Here is a 16,253-nt window from a genome sequence, read left to right as displayed (position 1 = left end):
AGCCCATAAATCTTTTTTTCATATACATCACCCCTAATTTTATTTATGTCTGAGAACAAATTAAAAAGCACTCTTTCGAGTGCTTTTTAACGTTTAACACCTAGTTTTGATTCGACTTCAGTTAAGCTAGCTACAGCATTGATAAGCTTCTGATCAGAAAGCTTGACTGATTTTTGAGCTTCATTCATTCTGTCTTTCATAGGTGCTAAACCTTTTATTCCTTGAGTTACAGCTCTTCCAGCATTACTTCTATAGTTCGTAGCTAGTCCAAACTCCACTCTGAATTTCTCAATCTTTTCTTTTAATGCAGGATCAGTTAGTTTTGACCCGCTTTTAAATGCTGTATTTTTATTGGACAGTGCATCATATCGATTTGCAACTGACTCCATTTTTTCTTTTAAAGCGTTCTTGTCAAGAGATTCAGGGTCTTTGTTCGCTTCTCCCCAAATAGGTCTCCAGTCCTGCTCCCAAATTTCATCATATTCCTTTATCATTTCATCGATAGTAGGCTTGATTTCCTTTTCGTATGTAGCTTTATCGTCATTTACAGCTGGTTTAATCTCTTCCTTTTTCTTCTCTTCATCTTGTTTCTTTTTCGGTTCATCTTTTTTCGTTTCTTGTTTTGTATTAGTAGATGTCTTTTCTTTAGGATCATTACTGCCATCAATAACAGCAGCAATAAAAATGATGACTACAATTGCTATTACCCCTAAACACCCAAACTTAAAAATTTTACCCATTATGTATGCCCTCCAGTTGTTAAATGTAAGATTTCCTGCATAAGCATAACAGAAATAGTTACAACTATTTTGTCATATTCTGTCGAAAGGAAATAAAAAAGACACCCTAAGGTGTCTTCCTCCGACTTGAACCACTTTAATTTTAATAATATGTATTGGACTCTCATCCGAATATTATTGTTCATGTTAATTAATATTTGTGTATTTGAATAAAATAAAAACAACATGTATTGGAAGTTTTATGTTATACTGTAATTACCTAAGTTATTATTGCGCATGGGATTTCCTTCCCCTGTGCTTTTTTTATTTTAAAGATTAATGATGATCTTTTTCTTACTCCAGAAGTTAGGTGTGAATTGTAATTTTAATTTTTCACCTATAGGTTGTTCAAATACAAGAGTTCCTGCCACTTGTCCTTTGGGCGCTAATTGGCCAGAATTAAGTGCGGTATTTTGATTGATCATTGATAAGGTAGGTCTAGTGATATTCCCTTGGCTATTTCTCATTTCGAAGTCAAGCGTATTGTATGAGATATCCTCTTTTCCACCATTATATATGTTTACTGCTACCAATATGTATTCATGGCCTTGTCTTGGTTTATCGAATTCTCCACCAGGAGATTTTTTAACTTCGGTTACAGTTAATCTGTGATCACCTAATTTAATAGTCTCGCCAATCGAATATTCCTTTTTCGAATCTTTTTCAGCATTTTTAACTTCTTGACCTTGGGCTGTCACCTCTTGAGGTTGGTATTTAGTTTTCGGATCACCAAATACTAATATCAACGCACAAAAAAATAAGAAAGAACCGACTAAAATGAAGCTTCCCCATCCAATATATTCCCAAACCTTTGATTTCTTTTCAACTTCCACCTGTATTTCTCCCCTTATATATTAGATTTTAATAATAAAATAGTATCAAAATTTCCAGTATTTGAGTACAAGATATTTAGAATATACAAAAAAAGAGAGCTTTGCCCTCTAATTTTGATTAACATAACGTATGATTAAGCAGATACAGTAACTTTATCTTTACGGAAGATACCCATTAATCCACCTATCAATAATAAAACTCCTGGTAATAAGAAGAAGATAGAAATACAAATAAATCCACCAATAGCAGCGATAGTCATCATGATACCGCCAACTTTCGCTTTATTTCTTACCATAACAGAACCAACGATTCCTAAGATTGATAGGCCTACAGCTCCCCAACCTAATCCGATAATCGTATTTGCGCCTTCAGCTTCGAAAGCAGCCCCCATACCACCGATTAATAATGCAATAAATGCACAAATAATACCAAAAATACCACCAATAAGTCCTAATACAAATTCAGCTGTTCTTTTCATTTTAAATTCTCCTACGTATGTATTTATTGAAGATTAACTCTAATCTCTTTTGAAGATAAGAAGTTAGGTTTAAAGATTAATTGAAGTTTTGGATCGCCTTGTTTCGCTTCAAAGGCAATACTCCCTGTAACTTTCCCGTTCGGAGCAAGTTGTCCGGCATTTAATTGTGTATTTTGATTTACAGTAGTAAATGTTTCGTTCACAATATTTCCTTCACTATTCTGTAAGGTAAAATCGAAAGGGTTATAACTGATTTCCTCTTTGCCACCATTCTCAATAGTTAAGTTAGCTATTATAAATTCATGGCCCTCTTTAGGTTTATCGAATTCTCCACCTTGAGACTTTTCAATGTTAGAAACAGTTAATTTGTGATTGCCCAATTGAATTGTTTCTCCAACCTTAAATTCTTTTTTTTCCTCTTTCTTCTCGCTTGGTTGTTCTGTTTTATTTTCATTGGTAGAGACTTTCTTTGCTGATTCGTCCGTATCTCCACATGCAGCCAAGCTAAAAGCAAGTGCTCCAGTTAAAGCAATCGTACCTAGTTTTTTGTACATCTCAGTTCCTCCAATTATGTAAAATGTAAGATTTCCGAGCTAATCATAGCAAATAAAGTATTCGTATATTGTCATATTTTGTCGAACGAAAATAAAAAAGAGAGATTCCGCTTATGTGAAGATCATTTCTCTAGTATTGAGCATTTAATAATTATGATAAGTACAAGCATTGTAAGGAGGTGTTTACATGAATGAAGAAAATGAGTTTTTAAGTGGAGCAGCATTTGATCCTAATTTGTTGGGCCCTACATTGCCACCAATTCCAGCGCTTACTTTACCTGCAGGACCTACTGGTCCGACTGGGAGTACAGGTGTAACCGGACCGACGGGAGCAACAGGAATAACAGGTCCAACTGGCATTGGAATTTCTGGTCCCACAGGTCCAACAGGAGGAACTGGAATTACCGGTCCAACGGGAGAAACGGGAGCAACAGGTCCAACAGGTCCAACAGGAATCGGAATTACTGGTCCCACAGGACCTACTGGCACAGTGGGAAGTACTATAGCTTATGGAGCGTTGTATGATAGATCTAATACACTTCGTACAGCAAATGTAGGCCAAAAAGTAGTGTTTCAGAATCTTGGTCCATCTTTGGGAACAAATCTTAATTTATTAAATAATAGTATCCAAGTGTTGAGTGGTGGAATATATGAAATTAATATGGATTTAACAGCAAGAGTCTTTAATCGCGATTTAACGCCTGTAGATACTATCTTAAGATTTAGGTTATATATTAATGATCTTACACCTGTTCAAGAAAGTGAATTTGAAGGCACAACATCTATAAGTGCAGATGTCCCTGTATCCGTTACGAATGCATTTACCATTGGGAAAACAGTATTAATTAGATTAAATGCAAATGATTCATTAAGTATTATAATTGATGTTGCACAAGGTGAAATTTCTACTTATGGAAATCCATCTTTAGTGGTAACAAGAATTGCAGATTAATATCGGGTGTTAGAGAAATAATTTTAATAAGAAGATGAATAGTAAAAAAAGAGAGCCAAACGGCTCTCTTGGTAGGATTGGTAAAATTATGTAAAATTTTACCTCTAGCAAATGGAAATGATTTCTTTTATCATGAAATCAAATCACAATATATCCTTGTTGTTTTGCAACATTTTCACGTACAATGAAACTTGTTTTGCAAAACGACCTTGCTGACGTCCATCTAGCTCCTCATAAGCCCGTTGGATGTCATTAAATAGTAATCCTAATAACGCATCTTCTTTCCTGTTCTCGAAGTTAAGAAGAGCATCTGTGGAGGTGTTAAAAAACGACGCAAGTACCTTTAAACTTTCAAGATCAGGTTCATGACGATCAGTTTCCCAATTTTTAATTTGTCCGCGTGATAAACCTGTTCTCTCAGATAATTGTTCTTGCGTTAAATCGAAAGACTTTCTGAGATTTTTAATGTTTTGTCCGACTGTAGTTTTCATAGTTTGAGTATAATAATCGCCTTATCACTATACCATAATTGGTCGATACTCTGACTTTTAAAAAGTATTTAGGTATTTTTACGGACTTGATAAATATGTATAGAACAAATGTTTGTTTAGTGGTAAAATATGCATGTGAGGTCTTCATACGTTTCATTATCGATATATATTTTTATTTTTTATTCCACGTGTTGGATGTTGTTATATAGCGATTTTAAAACTTTCTCAACATTTTTCTGATAACCACACGACTGAATATTGGGAAAGTTGTGGTATTATGTAAATAACTAAAAACGGACGTGAAAAAGACTCACAGCGTGTATAAGTAGTGCGCTAACACTCTTATACCGCTTTCCCTACGGCATTAGGGAAAACACTTACTGCAAGTCTTACATAAATTATAACACATCTTTTGAATGTAGTGACGCGTTTTCCTCAAAAGTTAAAAAATGGGTATAACGTGTCTTTTGTTCCGGCAAGGAGGAGCAAAACAGTGCAAAGATTATTGAATAAGCTACATGATGATTTATTTGCAATTGGCATTACAGATGGCGAATTAGCTAAGCAATTACAAGTTGGTAAAAGTACAATATCAGAGACTTTTAGTGGCAAGAGAGATATGAAATTCTATCAGTTCTCCGGTGCGCTTATGTGTGCGTACAACGATGATCATGATCTTAGGAGAAAGATGATTATGGAATATGTAAATTTGAACTCTGTGAAAGATTATGGAAGTTATAGAGAAACATTAGAATATACTTCTTATCGTGGAGAATTAGAATTGTTAAATACTATGATTGAAAAAGAAAAAGGTTCATCTTATGCAAAAAACCGTGAAGCAGCCACTGTATATGAAATATTGTATAAAAGAAGTTTAGAGCGATTTAACGGTGATGAATTGTTAAATCAGCTAGAAGATGTTCGTAAAAAAGTAAAATATGTGGAAAACAGTGCTATGTGTGACTTGTTGATGTGTTACTTGTTGTACGATACTGGCAATTATAGATCTATCCTAAATTATGTGAAAAACGCAGAAGAAAAGGTCAAACAAATTAGTGTGAGAAAAAACCGATTTATAAAATCAAGCTATAATCATCGAATTATTGAAATACTTTCTGCGATACATTTACTTCGTGGTAATGTGATTGAATGCAGAGAGTTTTCTTTGAAGTTAATTGAACAATGTGGTAACAATCCGCAATTCAATATTCAGAGAGTAAACGCTTTTTGTAACCTCGGAGAGTCATATATTTTTTGTGATTACAATAAATCGTTAAAATATCTACAAGAATCACTAGAAAACTTAGGGGATCCATTTAACCAACGTTTAAAGGCCAAAAAGAAGCTTATTCTTCAAACAATGGTATTTCTAAAAATATATTGGGACAAGCCGGTAGGGAATTTAGAAGTCCATCCTGCTGAAAAGGCCTATTTAGAAATAAAGTTAGGTAATAACAAAAAGGCAGAAGATATATTGATGGATTTGCTTAAAGTGCAGGGGAGACTTTCAGCGTTTCAAAAATTTTATTTAGGTCTTGCTCGTAATGATCGTAAACTCATGGAAGAATCTCTTGAGATATTCGAGGAGAAAGGGAATATTTTTTATTCTCAACTGCCTAAAAGATACTTGGGATATTCTTTAAAAAATGGTATAATTATCTTGAAAGAAGAGGTGAAATGATTGAAGAAGATTTTAGCGCTTTTACCTATTTTATTAATGGCAGGAATGTTCACTTTCTCTGCTGACACAAAAAAAGAAGAACCTAAACAAGACGCACAAAAACCTGCAGTTCAACGTATGATGGTTGATCCAGGTGGCGGCGGCCTGTAATAGATATATATATGAATTAGAATGCGATTGCCTATATCAATGGGCAATCGCATTCGTGCTTTCTGGGGAAGTTCTGTATTTTTGAAAATGAAGTTTTATAGAATTATTGTGAAACAATTCACAAGCTACTATGAAGATATTGGAGGATGTTGGGGATGACGAAAGAGCAATTAGTGAGAATGGCTGCGAAATTAGGATTAAAACAGGGGAATCCTAAAGCGGAGGATATTTTGAAAATTGTCCTAGATGAATCATACAAAGAAAAATCAAATACATAAAAAAAGAAGACTGCCGTATATAAGGTAGTCTTCTTTTTTTAGCTATTCTTTTTTGTTTGCATGTAATTCACATACATTTCTAATTGCTCCCAAGCTTTCTTTCGCTCATCCTCAGGAAGACTCTCTATTATTGCTAATATGTTCTTTCCTTCTTCAGATACAGTTTTATCTTCTTCTTCATTTAGTTCAGGGTCTTCCGATCTCCCTAATAAATAATCTGTAGTTACGCCGAAATAATCAGCTATCTTTTCTAATGATTCTCGCCCAGGTGACTTTTTACCCTTTTCAAAATAAGAAATAGCCATTTTAGATACGCCAATAGCATCGCCTAGTTGCTCTTGAGTCATCTTACTATTCTTCCTGAGTTCTTTAATCTTTTCCCCGATCACATTAATGTCCCCTTTTTAAATAGTGTATATAATATATAAAGTATAAAGTAAACATAGTGTTTACTACAAGATAAAATTTATTTGTGTTTTTTCGAAAAAAGCACTTGAAATAAACTAAAGGTTTACTTATAATGAAATCACAGGCAACGAAGGGAGGAAATAACTTGAAGCAGTTAAAACTAAAACGACTAGAAAAAGGGATGTCTTGCCAAGACGTTGCCGATAAAGTCGGAATCACAAAAATGCACTACTGGTACATTGAAAATGAAAAAAGAACATTGAAAATAGACTTAGCAGAGAAAATAGCAATAGCTCTTGAGGAAAATCCGAAAGACCTTTTTTTTAACAATTAAAGTAAACCTGAGATTTACAAAATGAAAGGAGTAAACCAAATGAATGAAGTTAAAATTTTTTCACATAACATGTTTGGAAATCTAGGAATCCTTATTAAAGAAGGGAAAGAATTCTTCCCAGCAACAGATGTCGCAAAAGTGCTTGGGTATTCAAATCCACACAAAGCAATAAAAGATCATTGTAAACCTGAAGGGGTGAACGAAACGTTAGTCCCTACTAATAGTGGTGTACAAACAAAAAAATTCATCAATGAACCAAACCTATATCGCTTAATTGTTAAATCGAAACTTCCACAAGCGGAACAGTTCGAAACTTGGGTATTCGAAGAAGTACTTCCTTCTATTAGAAAACATGGAGCATACATGACAGATCAAGTTCTGGAACAAGCAGTAACGAATCCAGATTTCGCAATCGGTCTTCTCACTAAATTAAAAGAAGAGAAAGAAAAGCTTGCAGCAGCACAACAACAAATTGTGCAACAACAACCGCTAGTAACATTTGCAGAAGCGTGTATGCAATCAAATGAATCGTTAAAAGTGAGTGAAGTAGCTAAGTTGGTAGCTAAACACAATGTGAAAATTGGACAACGTCAGTTATTCGCAAAACTTAGAGAATGGAATCTACTATTCAAGCGATCCACTGAACCGACGCAACCAGCTGTTGAAAAAGGATACTTCGAAATTGCACAAGGTGTTAAACAGAAACCAAGCGGAGAGCCTTTCACATGGACAACAACATACGTAACACCAAAAGGACAAGCCTACATCATAGACCGACTGAAGAAAGAACAAGAACAGAAGGCGGTGTAAACAATGGAAGAAAGCACATACTCATATTTCATGGTATTGGTTGTATTTCTCATCTTTGTAGGATTAAATTACAAACGCATAAAGCAGTTGATGAAGGATGAAATGGATGGATAAACAGCAGCGGGACAAAGAAGAAAAAGAAAACATCATAAAAATGATACGAGATTTAAAAGCTAGAGGTGTACATAACAGTGTAAAAGTCATCGAGAAGTATCACTATATAACTCTAGCTAAATAGGACAAGCCTTCGCTTGTCGGAATGTTCAGGAATCTAACGGTATTCCCCCACCTAATGGGTTCCTGGATATTCAGATGCGTGAAAGCATCAAAACAAAAGAAAACCAGCCGATTACGCCAAATCGACTGGTTCATGAAACGATAGATTATTATGTACCTCTATTATAACAGGGTCGTTTCTTCTAAGTAAATAAGGAGTGAAAGCCTATGTTAGATAAAAATCAGTCAAAAGTCGTTCTCCCTTCATGGGTATGGGAGGGCGTGAAAAACGAAAAAGAAGCGAAATTGAGGGCGATTAAGTACATTACTCCAGATCGCTATCCAGGATACAAAATAATTGAAATCCAAGGCGACATAGCGGTATGCGAAAGAGAAAGCGTCTAATGAAGAAGGTGAACTGAATGAACAACAATGTGATGAAAATCGCAAGAATAAACTTACGTGGTAATACGATGGACCAAGGTTGGTTTAAGCACCTTACTTTAGATAACGGTAAACCGTATATGGTCGCCATTACCGTATTAAGTGAAATCTTTTATTGGTATAAACCAACTGAGATACGTGATGAGAAAACAAACGAAATTCGTTACAAACAAAAATTCAAGGCGGACAAGCTTCAGAAGAGTTATCAGCAACTGGCAGATTCGTTCGGATTTACGAAACGACAAGTATTAGAAGCGTGTAAATACTTACTAAAAAGAAAACTAATTTTGATTGAATTTCGCACCATCATAGTTAACGGAACAAGACACAACAATGTAATGTATGTAGAACCTATTGTTGAGAATATTGAAAAAATTTCAATTTTATATCAAGACCCTATCACATTAGAAAGTGACACCCTCCCACATTATAACGAGGGAGGCTCCCACACTAAAACGGGAGAGGCTCCCACATTGAAACGTGGGACAAATACAGAGATTACTACAAAGAATACTACAGAGATTACTACAGATAAAAAGACTTCTCGTCTCAAGTTTGAAACTTGCGACACTAATGCAGCGAAATATTTATTTGAACTGATTAAGGGTAATAATCCTAATCAAAAAGAACCTAACTTCGAATCATGGGCAAATGAATTTAGGTTAATTCGAGAACGTGATAACAGGGAACTTCAAGATATTAAAGATGTTATAGATTGGTGCCAAGCAGATGTGTTTTGGCGAGGGAACATCTTATCTCCTAAAAAACTACGTGAAAAGTTCGATCAGTTAACGATTCAAATGAATTCTAGAAAAGGAGCGAATAAACGTGTCGGAATCAATCGGAAATGTGATGACTCGGATAGTGAATACATCGGCTTGTAATGAAGAAACAGAAGGATATACATGTGAGCATTGCAATAAATACATTGCAGCAATAACTGTAGAAGTACCGCAGTTACGTATTAAAAACAAAATATTGCCCACTTGTGAATGTGTTGTAGAACGAGAGGAAGCAAAAATACGTGAAGCTCAAAATTTTGCTAAAAAACGTGAAATAGAAAAGTTGTTCAGCATCAGTAATTTAGGTGAAAGGTTCTCCAAGAGTACATTTCAAGCGTTTTTAGATAGAAATGGTTCTGAGACAGCTCACAAAATAGCAATGAAATATGTAAAGACATTTAAAGAATGGAACGGTGAATCGCTAATGATCTGGGGAGAACCTGGCAACGGAAAAACCCACCTAGCTGCGGCAATTGTAAATGATCTCTCTGAGAAAGGTTATATCGTAGTATTTCAAAGTGTCCCAGAATTATTGCAACGCATTCGCAGTACATTTAATAGCGAAAATAAGGAAAATGAAACGCAAATTATGAGAGCACTTTTAGAATGTGACTTACTTATATTAGATGATATTGGCGCAGAAAAGACTACGGAATGGGTAGAAGAGAAATTGTTCAACATCATAGATGGCCGTTATAGAAAAGAACTTCCTACTCTATATACAAGTAATTTAGAACCTAAAGAGCTGAAAAATCAAGTTGGGAAGCGTTCGTATGACAGAATGGTTGAAACAAGTCTAACTGTAAAAAACGAAGCCACAAGTTATAGAAGAGAAATAGCAAAGCAACGTTTACAAAGATTCATAGAAGCATAAAGGGGGATGAATAATGTTATACGGTGATGTACAAGCTCCATCTAAACCATATTGCGATATATGCGGTGCAGCGATTGATAACGTCGATATTCACGAAGTGCATATTGAAGAAAAAATGATAACTGCTTGCTCAATATGCTACGGTGATCCAACTGTTAGAAGGATCGAAACGAAAACATTGTTTGATTTAATCAAAGCGGTAGGCAAGCGCTACGGGTACCGTAAAAGTATAAGAGAAGTACAACAGCAAATAGCAGAAGATAAGAAGGCTATAGAAATTGATGTACTTGAAAAAACGGAAGGGCAATTACTGCGACAGCCAACAGGAGAAAAAACAGAATTTTCAGACAAAGAATTACTATATATCTTCAACAAATTACGCTTACAAATAGCGGGTCACAATAATTTGGCCTTTGCAGTAGCTCAAATATCGGATCGCAATATCGAAGTTGTAATAAGAAAGGGTGACGATTATGTGCGTATGTAATGGAACGGGAGTAATTCAAAACAGTATTGGAATGGGGATGTATCAGTTCGGACCATGTGTTTGTGAAGCTGCGAATCGAACACCTGAAGAAGTGGATAGAAAACGTCATGCCGTTATAGCAAGGTTGATAGAAACTCATCGTATGCAGCAGGAAGAGAAAACAGGCGTTGTGGCATGAGAAGCGGCCAACTCTCTTTTGAGGATGTCATAGGAAGTTTTGACTATACAGCTACTAGTACTTCTAAACAATTTCTGTGTAGTGGCAGTCATAACGCTATAACGCCTACGTTTGAAGTTCACTTTTATGATCACGATCTGAAACAAAAAATTGATTGGTTTGAAGCAAAAAGTGAAGAAGATGCAAAGAACGATGCCATAGCAAAGCATGGAAGAATTCAAATTATAAAAACAGTAGTGAGTGCTAGGACTTTAGCAGAGATTATGGATCTTGATTAAGAAAGGAGAAGGGAAATGTTCCTGGTTATCTTGGATGAGCATTATAAAACAGCTAAGTCTAACGGTATTAGTAAAAAGAGATTGCAACAACGCGTATACCGCTATGACTGGGATATTGATAGAGCGATGACACAACCAATTGGCACAAAGAAAATGGACTTTGATAGAAAGCATGGAGAATGGATGCATATAGCTGAACAAAATGGTATCTCACGCTATACATTCTATAGCCGATTAAAAAGAGGTTGGTCCTATGAATTAGCAGCCACGAAGCCACCAGGTAAACAAGGGAATCGCTACGATGAAAACGGTGAACTGAAAGAAATTAGCTAAATCGGGAGGGAAAAGAAAATGGCTTTAAATAGATGGCTGACAGATGAAGAGTATGCAAGGGCCGCTTCTAAAGGCATCAATAGAAAACTACTTAATTATCGTGTTTATCAAGCGGAATGGGATTTAGAAACAGCATTAACGGCACCACCTAGAACAGTTAGACACAGCCCGGAAGGAGAGTATGCTGAATGGATTAAACTAGCTGTGGAAAATGGGATATGTAAAGGGACCTTTTATAGCAGAGTGAATAGCGGATGGAGATTCCAAGAGGCAGCAACAACACCACCGAAAAAAAATAAAGGGCTAGGAAAAATATGGTTAGAAATAGCGAAACCAAACGGGATTGGTTACCAAACTTTTATGACCAGGGTAATCACTCGTAAATGGGATATAGAAAAGGCAGCAACAACTCCAATAACTAAGACAGGGCGTAATTGCACGGTAAAAGTTAAGGAGGAAGCGTTGTGAATTATGGCGGACCTTTTATTACTAATGAAGATTACGAGAAAGCTGCTAAAAACGGCATTAGCAAATCGAATGTATATCAACGGGTTAATGAGTATAGATGGGATTTGGAACGCGCTATAACGGTACCTGTAAGAAAGAGAAACGGTGGAATTTATGCGGGGATGATAGTTTTCGCTGAACAAAATGGAATAAGTAAACCAACTTTTTTCAAAAGAGTTAAAGATGGTATGGATCTATACGAAGCGGCTACGAAACCAGTAGGATACGCAGCGCACTTAGAATTGGCAAGGAAGAATGGAATTAAGGACGTTACATTTTATCAGAGAATCCATAGAGGCATGAAGCCTTACGAAGCAGCTACGAAGCCGGTAGTAATCCGAAAGAAAGTACACAAAATCAGCTAGGAGGCAACATGAGCGAGCAAGACAGGTTAATAGAACGTTTGATTGATAGGCATGTATTTAAATTATCTGATGGCCGTGATTTATATGAGGGGTCATGTGAGGAACTAAAACAGCTATTGAAAGGAGATGAAAAGTAATGCAAGCAATGGAGAATGGTGTATTTGAAATCACTAAGTTAATTAGCGATGCAAAGGGAGGTAAGTAATGAAAAAAGAAACTGCGGTTCAGGTGCGAAGTGAACTCAATGCGGTGGAAAGCGAGATCCGTAAGATGGAATATCATTTGGTAGGATTGAATAACGAGAAGTGGAAAACGCAGCTTTCCTTAGAAGTGTTGAAGAAACAGAAAGAGAAATTGAAAAGTTATTTATAAGGAGCGAGGAAAATGAAGTTGAGAGTGAAAATTAAACGACTGAAAGATGTGGAATTGCCGAAGTATGCGAAACCAGGCGATGCTGGATTTGATCTTGTAGCAGCAGAGGACACGATTATATGGCCGGATGAAACAAAGGTTGTACCAACTGGATTGGCATTTGAGATTCCGCCAGGATATGAATTGCAGGTGCGCCCGCGTAGCGGTATGACGCGTGATACAAAGTTAAGAGTAGTACTTGGAACGGTGGATAGTGGATACCGTGGAGAGGTTGGAGTGTTAGTGGATAATACTGAGAGACCATTAAGTTTAAGCATGCAAGCTCATGTAATCGAAAAGGGCACACGCATTGCTCAAGGCGTCATAGCGCCAGTGGTAACAGCTCATTTTGAAGAAGTAGACGAGCTATCGGATAGTGAGCGTGGTTCGGGTGGATTTGGATCTACAGGAACTAATTAAAAAAGGCTAGGATTTCTCCTAGCACTCAAGCAACTCGCCATTTATAAAGGAAGGGGCAACGTAGAAGTAGAACGCTTGCCACACCTTTACTATATAACAACTTTTGGACGAATAGTGCTAATGACAGCAAGCTTAACATGAGTTTTACGTATCGTTTATATATTTTAAGTTATTGATAAATAATACAATTTGAATTTTGTACAGAATTGAGGGGAAATGGAAATGGCTAAAATTAAAGTGCAAGAAGGTCAAGAGATATTCGTTACTAACTTAGGAGGATGGTATTCAAGACCTGAACCTAACTTAGAAAAATGGATTGTCGTTAAAGCGAATGGTACAAGTTTTTATGCTAATCCCGAAGGTGTAGAAGATAGATCTCCATATAAATTTAGTCAAAAAGATTTAACTCATAGTAATGGTTGGGGAGATGATCGTAAAGCATACCTTACTGAAAATGAATATTGGGGAATGATTGAAAGAAATAAAGAACGGAAATCGCTACGGATGGGATTAAAGATAAAAATAGATAAAATGTCTCTCACTGAATTACGAGAATTAGATAAACAAATTTCTTAACAAAAGCGTTATTTTACAGAAAAGAACAGCTAGCAAAAGCTAACTGTTCAATTAATTAAACATAGATAATCTAGTGATTCCATTTTTATAGTGAGAAAAGTGATTCCTATTTTTAATTAAACTGGATCACCAGGGTGTTTGATAGCAGAAAATCCACGATTTCTAACTTGAACCGATGTTATAGTCTCGCTGATTTCCCCTATATTCGCAACAACACGATAATGAATTGGGTCTGGTGGTACTATTGGATCGCCTGGGGCATCTACCCATGTAAATGTGGAATTAAAGGGGTAAATCATATCTATGTTACTACCGACTTCGTATTTACCAGATACAAGTGTATCTGCTAGCAACACATCATTACGGAATAACTGATACGTAATGGCATCCAAGTTAAAAGATGTACTTTCATCAGCTCCTATTTGAATAAGAAGTTCTGTACCGATTGTCGCGTTTAATAAGACTCTGTCACCAGCATTTTCTATGGGGACAAAGACCTCCATAATTAGTAAGTTAGTTGTATTTGGTGGAAGATCTATAGATTCAGGTTCTGGTGCAAGGGGAGTAAAAAATAGGGTAGGTCCAGTGGGTCCAGTGGGTCCAGTAGGTCCAGTAATGCCGGTGGGTCCGGTGTTACCGGTCGGCCCTGTATCGCCAGAAAGCCCAGTGGGTCCAGTCACACCAGAAAATCCAGTACTACCCGTAGGTCCAGTCGTCCCTGTTGCTCCAGTGAGACCGGTACTTCCAGTAGGTCCGGTGTTACCCGTAGCCCCAGTTGAACCAGTCGGCCCAGTAGGAAATTGAAAAGGTTGCATAGGTGGGAGTGTAGGTCCGATTGAACCTGGATTTAGTGCAGCAGATGATAAAAATTCGTCCAATATAATTCACCTCTGAAAAATTCGTATTACTAATAGTAAATGCAGTGATAGAGCAAAGTGAAATGGACAAGCGGTTGTATATATGAAAATTAATAAAATAGTTAATTGGGAGGGAAAGGAAAAATGGAAGCTTACAAAATAGCAACTCTTGATGTAATGGGATATAGCTATGGCGATATGTACTTTTTAGATTATAAGAAAGCTGAAAGTGAGTTTTATGAGCGATTAGGTTCAGTCATCCAAGATCGTGAAGAATTAGCAGAACCAGAAGATATTGATGGGAACTCTCCATGGAAAATAGAGAGAGTTCCTCACAAAGAAAACTTAATTAAGCGGGCTTACTATTTAATATGGGAAGAAACTTGCGGATATGAAGGTTGTGAATCGAGCATTATTGGTGAAGAAATTGTATTTGAAAAGATTCATATAAACTAAACAAAATCCTTATTTGAGAGAAAGGGATTATCTGAGATGAGTTTCAGCTAATCCCGAACCAATCATAGAAAGGAGAATGTATATGCAAGTGAAGACAATGCCTAAAATTATTAAACTAATAAAAGCTAATGTTTTGGCTGTACCTTTCGGAGCCAAAATAGCTAAAACAATTGAGATAGGTATCAAAATTAAAAAAGGACCGGCAAAATACAGATTGAAAAATAAGAATGCAGTTAAAAACATTGAAATGAAACCAAAGTATTCTCTCATTGCGTTATCCCTTCTCGAAAAGTAAATAATACAGATTATACCATATGGAAAATGAATCAAATTGATTTTTCAATAAAAATGCTATTTTAATAAGTAAATAAAAGAGAGCACATTTGAGTATGTGCTCTTGGATAAGAGGTGCTGAATTTTAATTTATTGATTCTCTTTCATCGGAGGTATCAAATTTATCGATTAATTTAAAGATAGCCTCTAGAAGAACCGTAGATAAAATAGCAAAAATCAATACAGCATGAGGTGTTAATTTCACAGTTGTAAAATTAAGATTAGCTAGCCAAAAATATCCGACATACATCGTCAGGAAGGTACTAACAATTGAAATTGTAAACCCTAAGAAACCTAATTCTTTTAGCTTTTCCTCAGATAATTTGAATACTCGTAATACTAAAGAGAAGATGATTCCTACTATGAAAAATCCAATACATAATGTCAATAGTGATATTATACTTGGATATTCAACGTCATCAGGCATCCATTGTTTCATTCCCACAATTATAGCTGTAGGGAGCACAATAGGTATTAACAGTGGTGATACTATTAGAAAAATTGCCAATAGTCTACTGATGTTGTTTGTTTCATTATTGTTTTGATTATTCATAAATCCTCCAAAAAATAATATAAAGATCAATATTCTAGAGGATTTTAACACAAAAGTGTTAGTAAGACTATAGCTAAAAATAAGGATGGTTTTAAACAAAAATTTCATTTTGTTTTATTTTAAAACCAAAAAAGAGCACTTAATAAAGTGCTCTCGTGACGAGATTCATTTTGTAACGACTATTTTATAAAGAAAGGAACTCAGAATATTATATGCGCGTTCAGTTAATTGAGTGCTTTTTACAAACAAAGAGCAACTAGCAAAGGCTAACTGCTCAATACAAGGAGATACAGAGAAAACTAAATGAATTTTGGCATACAGCCTATCAACATTATGGACATAATATTGGGTTTTATTCGAAGGAATTCATTTTTTATAAATTAGATTATGATAGTCGATATTCTCCATATTGACCAGAAAAGAACCAAGAATTC

At 35.8% G+C, this 16,253-nt stretch carries 30 protein-coding genes; 22 read left to right on the top strand and 8 right to left on the bottom strand.

Annotated features, from left to right (window positions below; translation table 11 throughout):
• Positions 1 to 86: 86 nt before the first annotated feature.
• From FS742_RS26195 to FS742_RS26180, 4 genes are all read right to left on the bottom strand, one after another.
• Positions 87 to 740 (bottom strand): ribonuclease, encoded by a 654-nt coding sequence (locus tag FS742_RS26195; protein WP_144616261.1) that lies wholly within the window; start codon positions 738 to 740, stop codon positions 87 to 89.
• A gap of 308 nt (positions 741 to 1,048) precedes the next feature.
• On the bottom strand, positions 1,049 to 1,612 hold the full coding sequence (locus FS742_RS26190) for a DUF4352 domain-containing protein (RefSeq protein ID WP_098238635.1): 564 nt from the start codon (positions 1,610 to 1,612) through the stop codon (positions 1,049 to 1,051).
• A gap of 134 nt (positions 1,613 to 1,746) precedes the next feature.
• Entirely contained in the window at positions 1,747 to 2,091 is a 345-nt protein-coding gene (locus FS742_RS26185; protein WP_144616259.1) for a DUF4064 domain-containing protein, read from the bottom strand.
• A gap of 23 nt (positions 2,092 to 2,114) precedes the next feature.
• On the bottom strand, positions 2,115 to 2,645 hold the full coding sequence (locus FS742_RS26180; RefSeq protein ID WP_144616258.1) for a DUF4352 domain-containing protein: 531 nt from the start codon (positions 2,643 to 2,645) through the stop codon (positions 2,115 to 2,117).
• A gap of 187 nt (positions 2,646 to 2,832) precedes the next feature.
• Here FS742_RS26180 and FS742_RS28235 point away from each other — a divergent pair, with 187 nt between their 5' ends.
• A complete protein-coding gene (locus FS742_RS28235) occupies positions 2,833 to 3,597 on the top strand; it encodes an exosporium leader peptide-containing protein (protein WP_144616256.1) in 765 nt (254 codons plus the stop codon).
• 143 nt (positions 3,598 to 3,740) lie between these two features.
• Here FS742_RS28235 and FS742_RS26170 read toward each other — a convergent pair whose 3' ends face one another.
• On the bottom strand, positions 3,741 to 4,088 hold the full coding sequence (locus FS742_RS26170; protein ID WP_000859164.1) for a helix-turn-helix transcriptional regulator: 348 nt from the start codon (positions 4,086 to 4,088) through the stop codon (positions 3,741 to 3,743).
• 493 nt (positions 4,089 to 4,581) lie between these two features.
• On the opposite strand from FS742_RS26170, the gene FS742_RS26165 reads away from it, so the two are divergent.
• The 3 genes from FS742_RS26165 to FS742_RS28120 all read left to right on the top strand — a co-directional run bounded on the left by FS742_RS26165 (position 4,582) and on the right by FS742_RS28120 (position 6,197).
• Positions 4,582 to 5,769 carry an AimR family lysis-lysogeny pheromone receptor gene (locus FS742_RS26165; RefSeq protein ID WP_144616254.1) on the top strand — a complete coding sequence of 396 codons (1,188 nt, stop codon included), beginning with the start codon at positions 4,582 to 4,584 and terminating at the stop codon, positions 5,767 to 5,769.
• Positions 5,770 to 5,919 (top strand): hypothetical protein, encoded by a 150-nt coding sequence (locus tag FS742_RS26160; protein WP_000721629.1) that lies wholly within the window; start codon positions 5,770 to 5,772, stop codon positions 5,917 to 5,919. It abuts the gene before it with no gap.
• Between the two features lie 155 nt (positions 5,920 to 6,074).
• Positions 6,075 to 6,197 (top strand): hypothetical protein, encoded by a 123-nt coding sequence (locus FS742_RS28120; protein ID WP_001995655.1) that lies wholly within the window; start codon positions 6,075 to 6,077, stop codon positions 6,195 to 6,197.
• A gap of 38 nt (positions 6,198 to 6,235) precedes the next feature.
• Here the strand turns inward: FS742_RS28120 and FS742_RS26155 are convergent, their stop codons facing one another.
• On the bottom strand, positions 6,236 to 6,586 hold the full coding sequence (locus FS742_RS26155) for a helix-turn-helix domain-containing protein (protein ID WP_000578778.1): 351 nt from the start codon (positions 6,584 to 6,586) through the stop codon (positions 6,236 to 6,238).
• A gap of 131 nt (positions 6,587 to 6,717) precedes the next feature.
• Here FS742_RS26155 and FS742_RS26150 point away from each other — a divergent pair, with 131 nt between their 5' ends.
• The 16 genes from FS742_RS26150 to FS742_RS26090 all read left to right on the top strand — a co-directional run bounded on the left by FS742_RS26150 (position 6,718) and on the right by FS742_RS26090 (position 13,620).
• Entirely contained in the window at positions 6,718 to 6,939 is a 222-nt protein-coding gene (locus FS742_RS26150) for a helix-turn-helix transcriptional regulator (protein ID WP_080011779.1), read from the top strand.
• 39 nt (positions 6,940 to 6,978) lie between these two features.
• On the top strand, positions 6,979 to 7,749 hold the full coding sequence (locus FS742_RS26145) for a phage antirepressor KilAC domain-containing protein (protein ID WP_144616252.1): 771 nt from the start codon (positions 6,979 to 6,981) through the stop codon (positions 7,747 to 7,749).
• Positions 7,750 to 7,855: 106 nt separating this feature from the next.
• The gene (locus tag FS742_RS28115) at positions 7,856 to 7,987 is read left to right on the top strand and encodes a hypothetical protein (RefSeq protein ID WP_260869691.1); all 132 of its coding nucleotides are present in this window, start codon (positions 7,856 to 7,858) and stop codon (positions 7,985 to 7,987) included.
• A 206-nt stretch (positions 7,988 to 8,193) separates the two neighbouring features.
• The gene (locus FS742_RS27750; RefSeq protein ID WP_186327219.1) at positions 8,194 to 8,370 is read left to right on the top strand and encodes a hypothetical protein; all 177 of its coding nucleotides are present in this window, start codon (positions 8,194 to 8,196) and stop codon (positions 8,368 to 8,370) included.
• A 17-nt stretch (positions 8,371 to 8,387) separates the two neighbouring features.
• Entirely contained in the window at positions 8,388 to 9,293 is a 906-nt protein-coding gene (locus tag FS742_RS26140; RefSeq protein WP_144616251.1) for a DNA replication protein DnaD, read from the top strand.
• Positions 9,262 to 10,065: an ATP-binding protein gene (locus FS742_RS26135; protein WP_144616322.1), complete on the top strand. Its 804-nt coding sequence runs from the start codon at positions 9,262 to 9,264 to the stop codon at positions 10,063 to 10,065. Before FS742_RS26140 ends, FS742_RS26135 begins: the two co-directional genes overlap by 32 nt.
• A gap of 13 nt (positions 10,066 to 10,078) precedes the next feature.
• Positions 10,079 to 10,552, top strand: coding sequence for a hypothetical protein (locus FS742_RS26130; protein WP_144616249.1), 474 nt, complete (start codon positions 10,079 to 10,081; stop codon positions 10,550 to 10,552).
• A complete protein-coding gene (locus FS742_RS26125) occupies positions 10,539 to 10,730 on the top strand; it encodes a hypothetical protein (protein ID WP_144616247.1) in 192 nt (63 codons plus the stop codon). Before FS742_RS26130 ends, FS742_RS26125 begins: the two co-directional genes overlap by 14 nt.
• Positions 10,727 to 11,008 (top strand): hypothetical protein, encoded by a 282-nt coding sequence (locus FS742_RS26120; RefSeq protein WP_144616245.1) that lies wholly within the window; start codon positions 10,727 to 10,729, stop codon positions 11,006 to 11,008. Before FS742_RS26125 ends, FS742_RS26120 begins: the two co-directional genes overlap by 4 nt.
• Before the next feature lie 15 nt (positions 11,009 to 11,023).
• Positions 11,024 to 11,341, top strand: coding sequence for a hypothetical protein (locus FS742_RS26115; protein WP_144616243.1), 318 nt, complete (start codon positions 11,024 to 11,026; stop codon positions 11,339 to 11,341).
• A gap of 18 nt (positions 11,342 to 11,359) precedes the next feature.
• On the top strand, positions 11,360 to 11,809 hold the full coding sequence (locus FS742_RS26110) for a nucleoside permease (protein ID WP_144616240.1): 450 nt from the start codon (positions 11,360 to 11,362) through the stop codon (positions 11,807 to 11,809).
• Positions 11,806 to 12,213, top strand: coding sequence for a hypothetical protein (locus tag FS742_RS26105; protein WP_144616238.1), 408 nt, complete (start codon positions 11,806 to 11,808; stop codon positions 12,211 to 12,213). The genes FS742_RS26110 and FS742_RS26105 overlap by 4 nt, the downstream gene beginning before the upstream one ends.
• A gap of 8 nt (positions 12,214 to 12,221) precedes the next feature.
• The gene (fbpA, locus tag FS742_RS26100; protein WP_144616236.1) at positions 12,222 to 12,350 is read left to right on the top strand and encodes a Fur-regulated basic protein FbpA; all 129 of its coding nucleotides are present in this window, start codon (positions 12,222 to 12,224) and stop codon (positions 12,348 to 12,350) included.
• 67 nt (positions 12,351 to 12,417) lie between these two features.
• Positions 12,418 to 12,585: a hypothetical protein gene (locus FS742_RS27745; RefSeq protein WP_186327218.1), complete on the top strand. Its 168-nt coding sequence runs from the start codon at positions 12,418 to 12,420 to the stop codon at positions 12,583 to 12,585.
• Between the two features lie 12 nt (positions 12,586 to 12,597).
• Positions 12,598 to 13,044 (top strand): dUTP diphosphatase, encoded by a 447-nt coding sequence (gene dut, locus FS742_RS26095; RefSeq protein ID WP_144616234.1) that lies wholly within the window; start codon positions 12,598 to 12,600, stop codon positions 13,042 to 13,044.
• A 222-nt stretch (positions 13,045 to 13,266) separates the two neighbouring features.
• On the top strand, positions 13,267 to 13,620 hold the full coding sequence (locus tag FS742_RS26090; protein ID WP_144616232.1) for a beta barrel domain-containing protein: 354 nt from the start codon (positions 13,267 to 13,269) through the stop codon (positions 13,618 to 13,620).
• A 116-nt stretch (positions 13,621 to 13,736) separates the two neighbouring features.
• Here FS742_RS26090 and FS742_RS28230 read toward each other — a convergent pair whose 3' ends face one another.
• A complete protein-coding gene (locus FS742_RS28230; protein ID WP_144616231.1) occupies positions 13,737 to 14,498 on the bottom strand; it encodes an exosporium leader peptide-containing protein in 762 nt (253 codons plus the stop codon).
• Positions 14,499 to 14,621: 123 nt separating this feature from the next.
• On the opposite strand from FS742_RS28230, the gene FS742_RS26080 reads away from it, so the two are divergent.
• Positions 14,622 to 14,933, top strand: a complete 312-nt coding sequence (locus FS742_RS26080; RefSeq protein WP_144616229.1) for a hypothetical protein — start codon at positions 14,622 to 14,624, stop codon at positions 14,931 to 14,933.
• Between the two features lie 82 nt (positions 14,934 to 15,015).
• A complete protein-coding gene (locus tag FS742_RS26075; RefSeq protein WP_144616227.1) occupies positions 15,016 to 15,228 on the top strand; it encodes a hypothetical protein in 213 nt (70 codons plus the stop codon).
• Positions 15,229 to 15,351: 123 nt separating this feature from the next.
• On the opposite strand, the gene FS742_RS26070 is transcribed toward FS742_RS26075, so the two are convergent.
• A complete protein-coding gene (locus FS742_RS26070) occupies positions 15,352 to 15,819 on the bottom strand; it encodes a hypothetical protein (protein WP_002088123.1) in 468 nt (155 codons plus the stop codon).
• Positions 15,820 to 16,253 lie beyond the last annotated feature (434 nt).

It is taken from the genome of Bacillus cereus (assembly GCF_007678085.1).
Taxonomy (GTDB): Bacteria; Bacillota; Bacilli; order Bacillales; family Bacillaceae_G; genus Bacillus_A; species Bacillus_A cereus_BE.
Note: the sequence above shows the minus strand (reverse complement) of the source record. Positions and strands in the feature narration are given on the sequence as shown.

What these genes read in the sequence shown, in the direction of transcription:
- FS742_RS27750 (WP_186327219.1), top strand. Translation starts at nt 8,194, where the DNA reads ATGTTAGATAAAAATCAGTCAAAAGTCGTTCTCCCTTCATGGGTATGG.
- dut (WP_144616234.1), top strand. Translation starts at nt 12,598, where the DNA reads ATGAAGTTGAGAGTGAAAATTAAACGACTGAAAGATGTGGAATTGCCG.
- FS742_RS26090 (WP_144616232.1), top strand. Translation starts at nt 13,267, where the DNA reads ATGGCTAAAATTAAAGTGCAAGAAGGTCAAGAGATATTCGTTACTAAC.
- FS742_RS26115 (WP_144616243.1), top strand. Translation starts at nt 11,024, where the DNA reads ATGTTCCTGGTTATCTTGGATGAGCATTATAAAACAGCTAAGTCTAAC.
- FS742_RS26125 (WP_144616247.1), top strand. Translation starts at nt 10,539, where the DNA reads ATGTGCGTATGTAATGGAACGGGAGTAATTCAAAACAGTATTGGAATG.
- FS742_RS28120 (WP_001995655.1), top strand. Translation starts at nt 6,075, where the DNA reads ATGACGAAAGAGCAATTAGTGAGAATGGCTGCGAAATTAGGATTAAAA.
- FS742_RS26140 (WP_144616251.1), top strand. Translation starts at nt 8,388, where the DNA reads ATGAACAACAATGTGATGAAAATCGCAAGAATAAACTTACGTGGTAAT.
- FS742_RS26150 (WP_080011779.1), top strand. Translation starts at nt 6,718, where the DNA reads ATGAAATCACAGGCAACGAAGGGAGGAAATAACTTGAAGCAGTTAAAA.
- FS742_RS26170 (WP_000859164.1), bottom strand. Translation starts at nt 4,088, where the DNA reads ATGAAAACTACAGTCGGACAAAACATTAAAAATCTCAGAAAGTCTTTC.
- fbpA (WP_144616236.1), top strand. Translation starts at nt 12,222, where the DNA reads ATGAGCGAGCAAGACAGGTTAATAGAACGTTTGATTGATAGGCATGTA.
- FS742_RS26185 (WP_144616259.1), bottom strand. Translation starts at nt 2,091, where the DNA reads ATGAAAAGAACAGCTGAATTTGTATTAGGACTTATTGGTGGTATTTTT.
- FS742_RS26110 (WP_144616240.1), top strand. Translation starts at nt 11,360, where the DNA reads ATGGCTTTAAATAGATGGCTGACAGATGAAGAGTATGCAAGGGCCGCT.
- FS742_RS26180 (WP_144616258.1), bottom strand. Translation starts at nt 2,645, where the DNA reads ATGTACAAAAAACTAGGTACGATTGCTTTAACTGGAGCACTTGCTTTT.
- FS742_RS27745 (WP_186327218.1), top strand. Translation starts at nt 12,418, where the DNA reads ATGAAAAAAGAAACTGCGGTTCAGGTGCGAAGTGAACTCAATGCGGTG.
- FS742_RS26120 (WP_144616245.1), top strand. Translation starts at nt 10,727, where the DNA reads ATGAGAAGCGGCCAACTCTCTTTTGAGGATGTCATAGGAAGTTTTGAC.
- FS742_RS26070 (WP_002088123.1), bottom strand. Translation starts at nt 15,819, where the DNA reads ATGAATAATCAAAACAATAATGAAACAAACAACATCAGTAGACTATTG.
- FS742_RS26080 (WP_144616229.1), top strand. Translation starts at nt 14,622, where the DNA reads ATGGAAGCTTACAAAATAGCAACTCTTGATGTAATGGGATATAGCTAT.
- FS742_RS28115 (WP_260869691.1), top strand. Translation starts at nt 7,856, where the DNA reads ATGGATAAACAGCAGCGGGACAAAGAAGAAAAAGAAAACATCATAAAA.
- FS742_RS26130 (WP_144616249.1), top strand. Translation starts at nt 10,079, where the DNA reads ATGTTATACGGTGATGTACAAGCTCCATCTAAACCATATTGCGATATA.
- FS742_RS28235 (WP_144616256.1), top strand. Translation starts at nt 2,833, where the DNA reads ATGAATGAAGAAAATGAGTTTTTAAGTGGAGCAGCATTTGATCCTAAT.
- FS742_RS26145 (WP_144616252.1), top strand. Translation starts at nt 6,979, where the DNA reads ATGAATGAAGTTAAAATTTTTTCACATAACATGTTTGGAAATCTAGGA.
- FS742_RS26195 (WP_144616261.1), bottom strand. Translation starts at nt 740, where the DNA reads ATGGGTAAAATTTTTAAGTTTGGGTGTTTAGGGGTAATAGCAATTGTA.
- FS742_RS26075 (WP_144616227.1), top strand. Translation starts at nt 15,016, where the DNA reads ATGCAAGTGAAGACAATGCCTAAAATTATTAAACTAATAAAAGCTAAT.
- FS742_RS26135 (WP_144616322.1), top strand. Translation starts at nt 9,262, where the DNA reads ATGACTCGGATAGTGAATACATCGGCTTGTAATGAAGAAACAGAAGGA.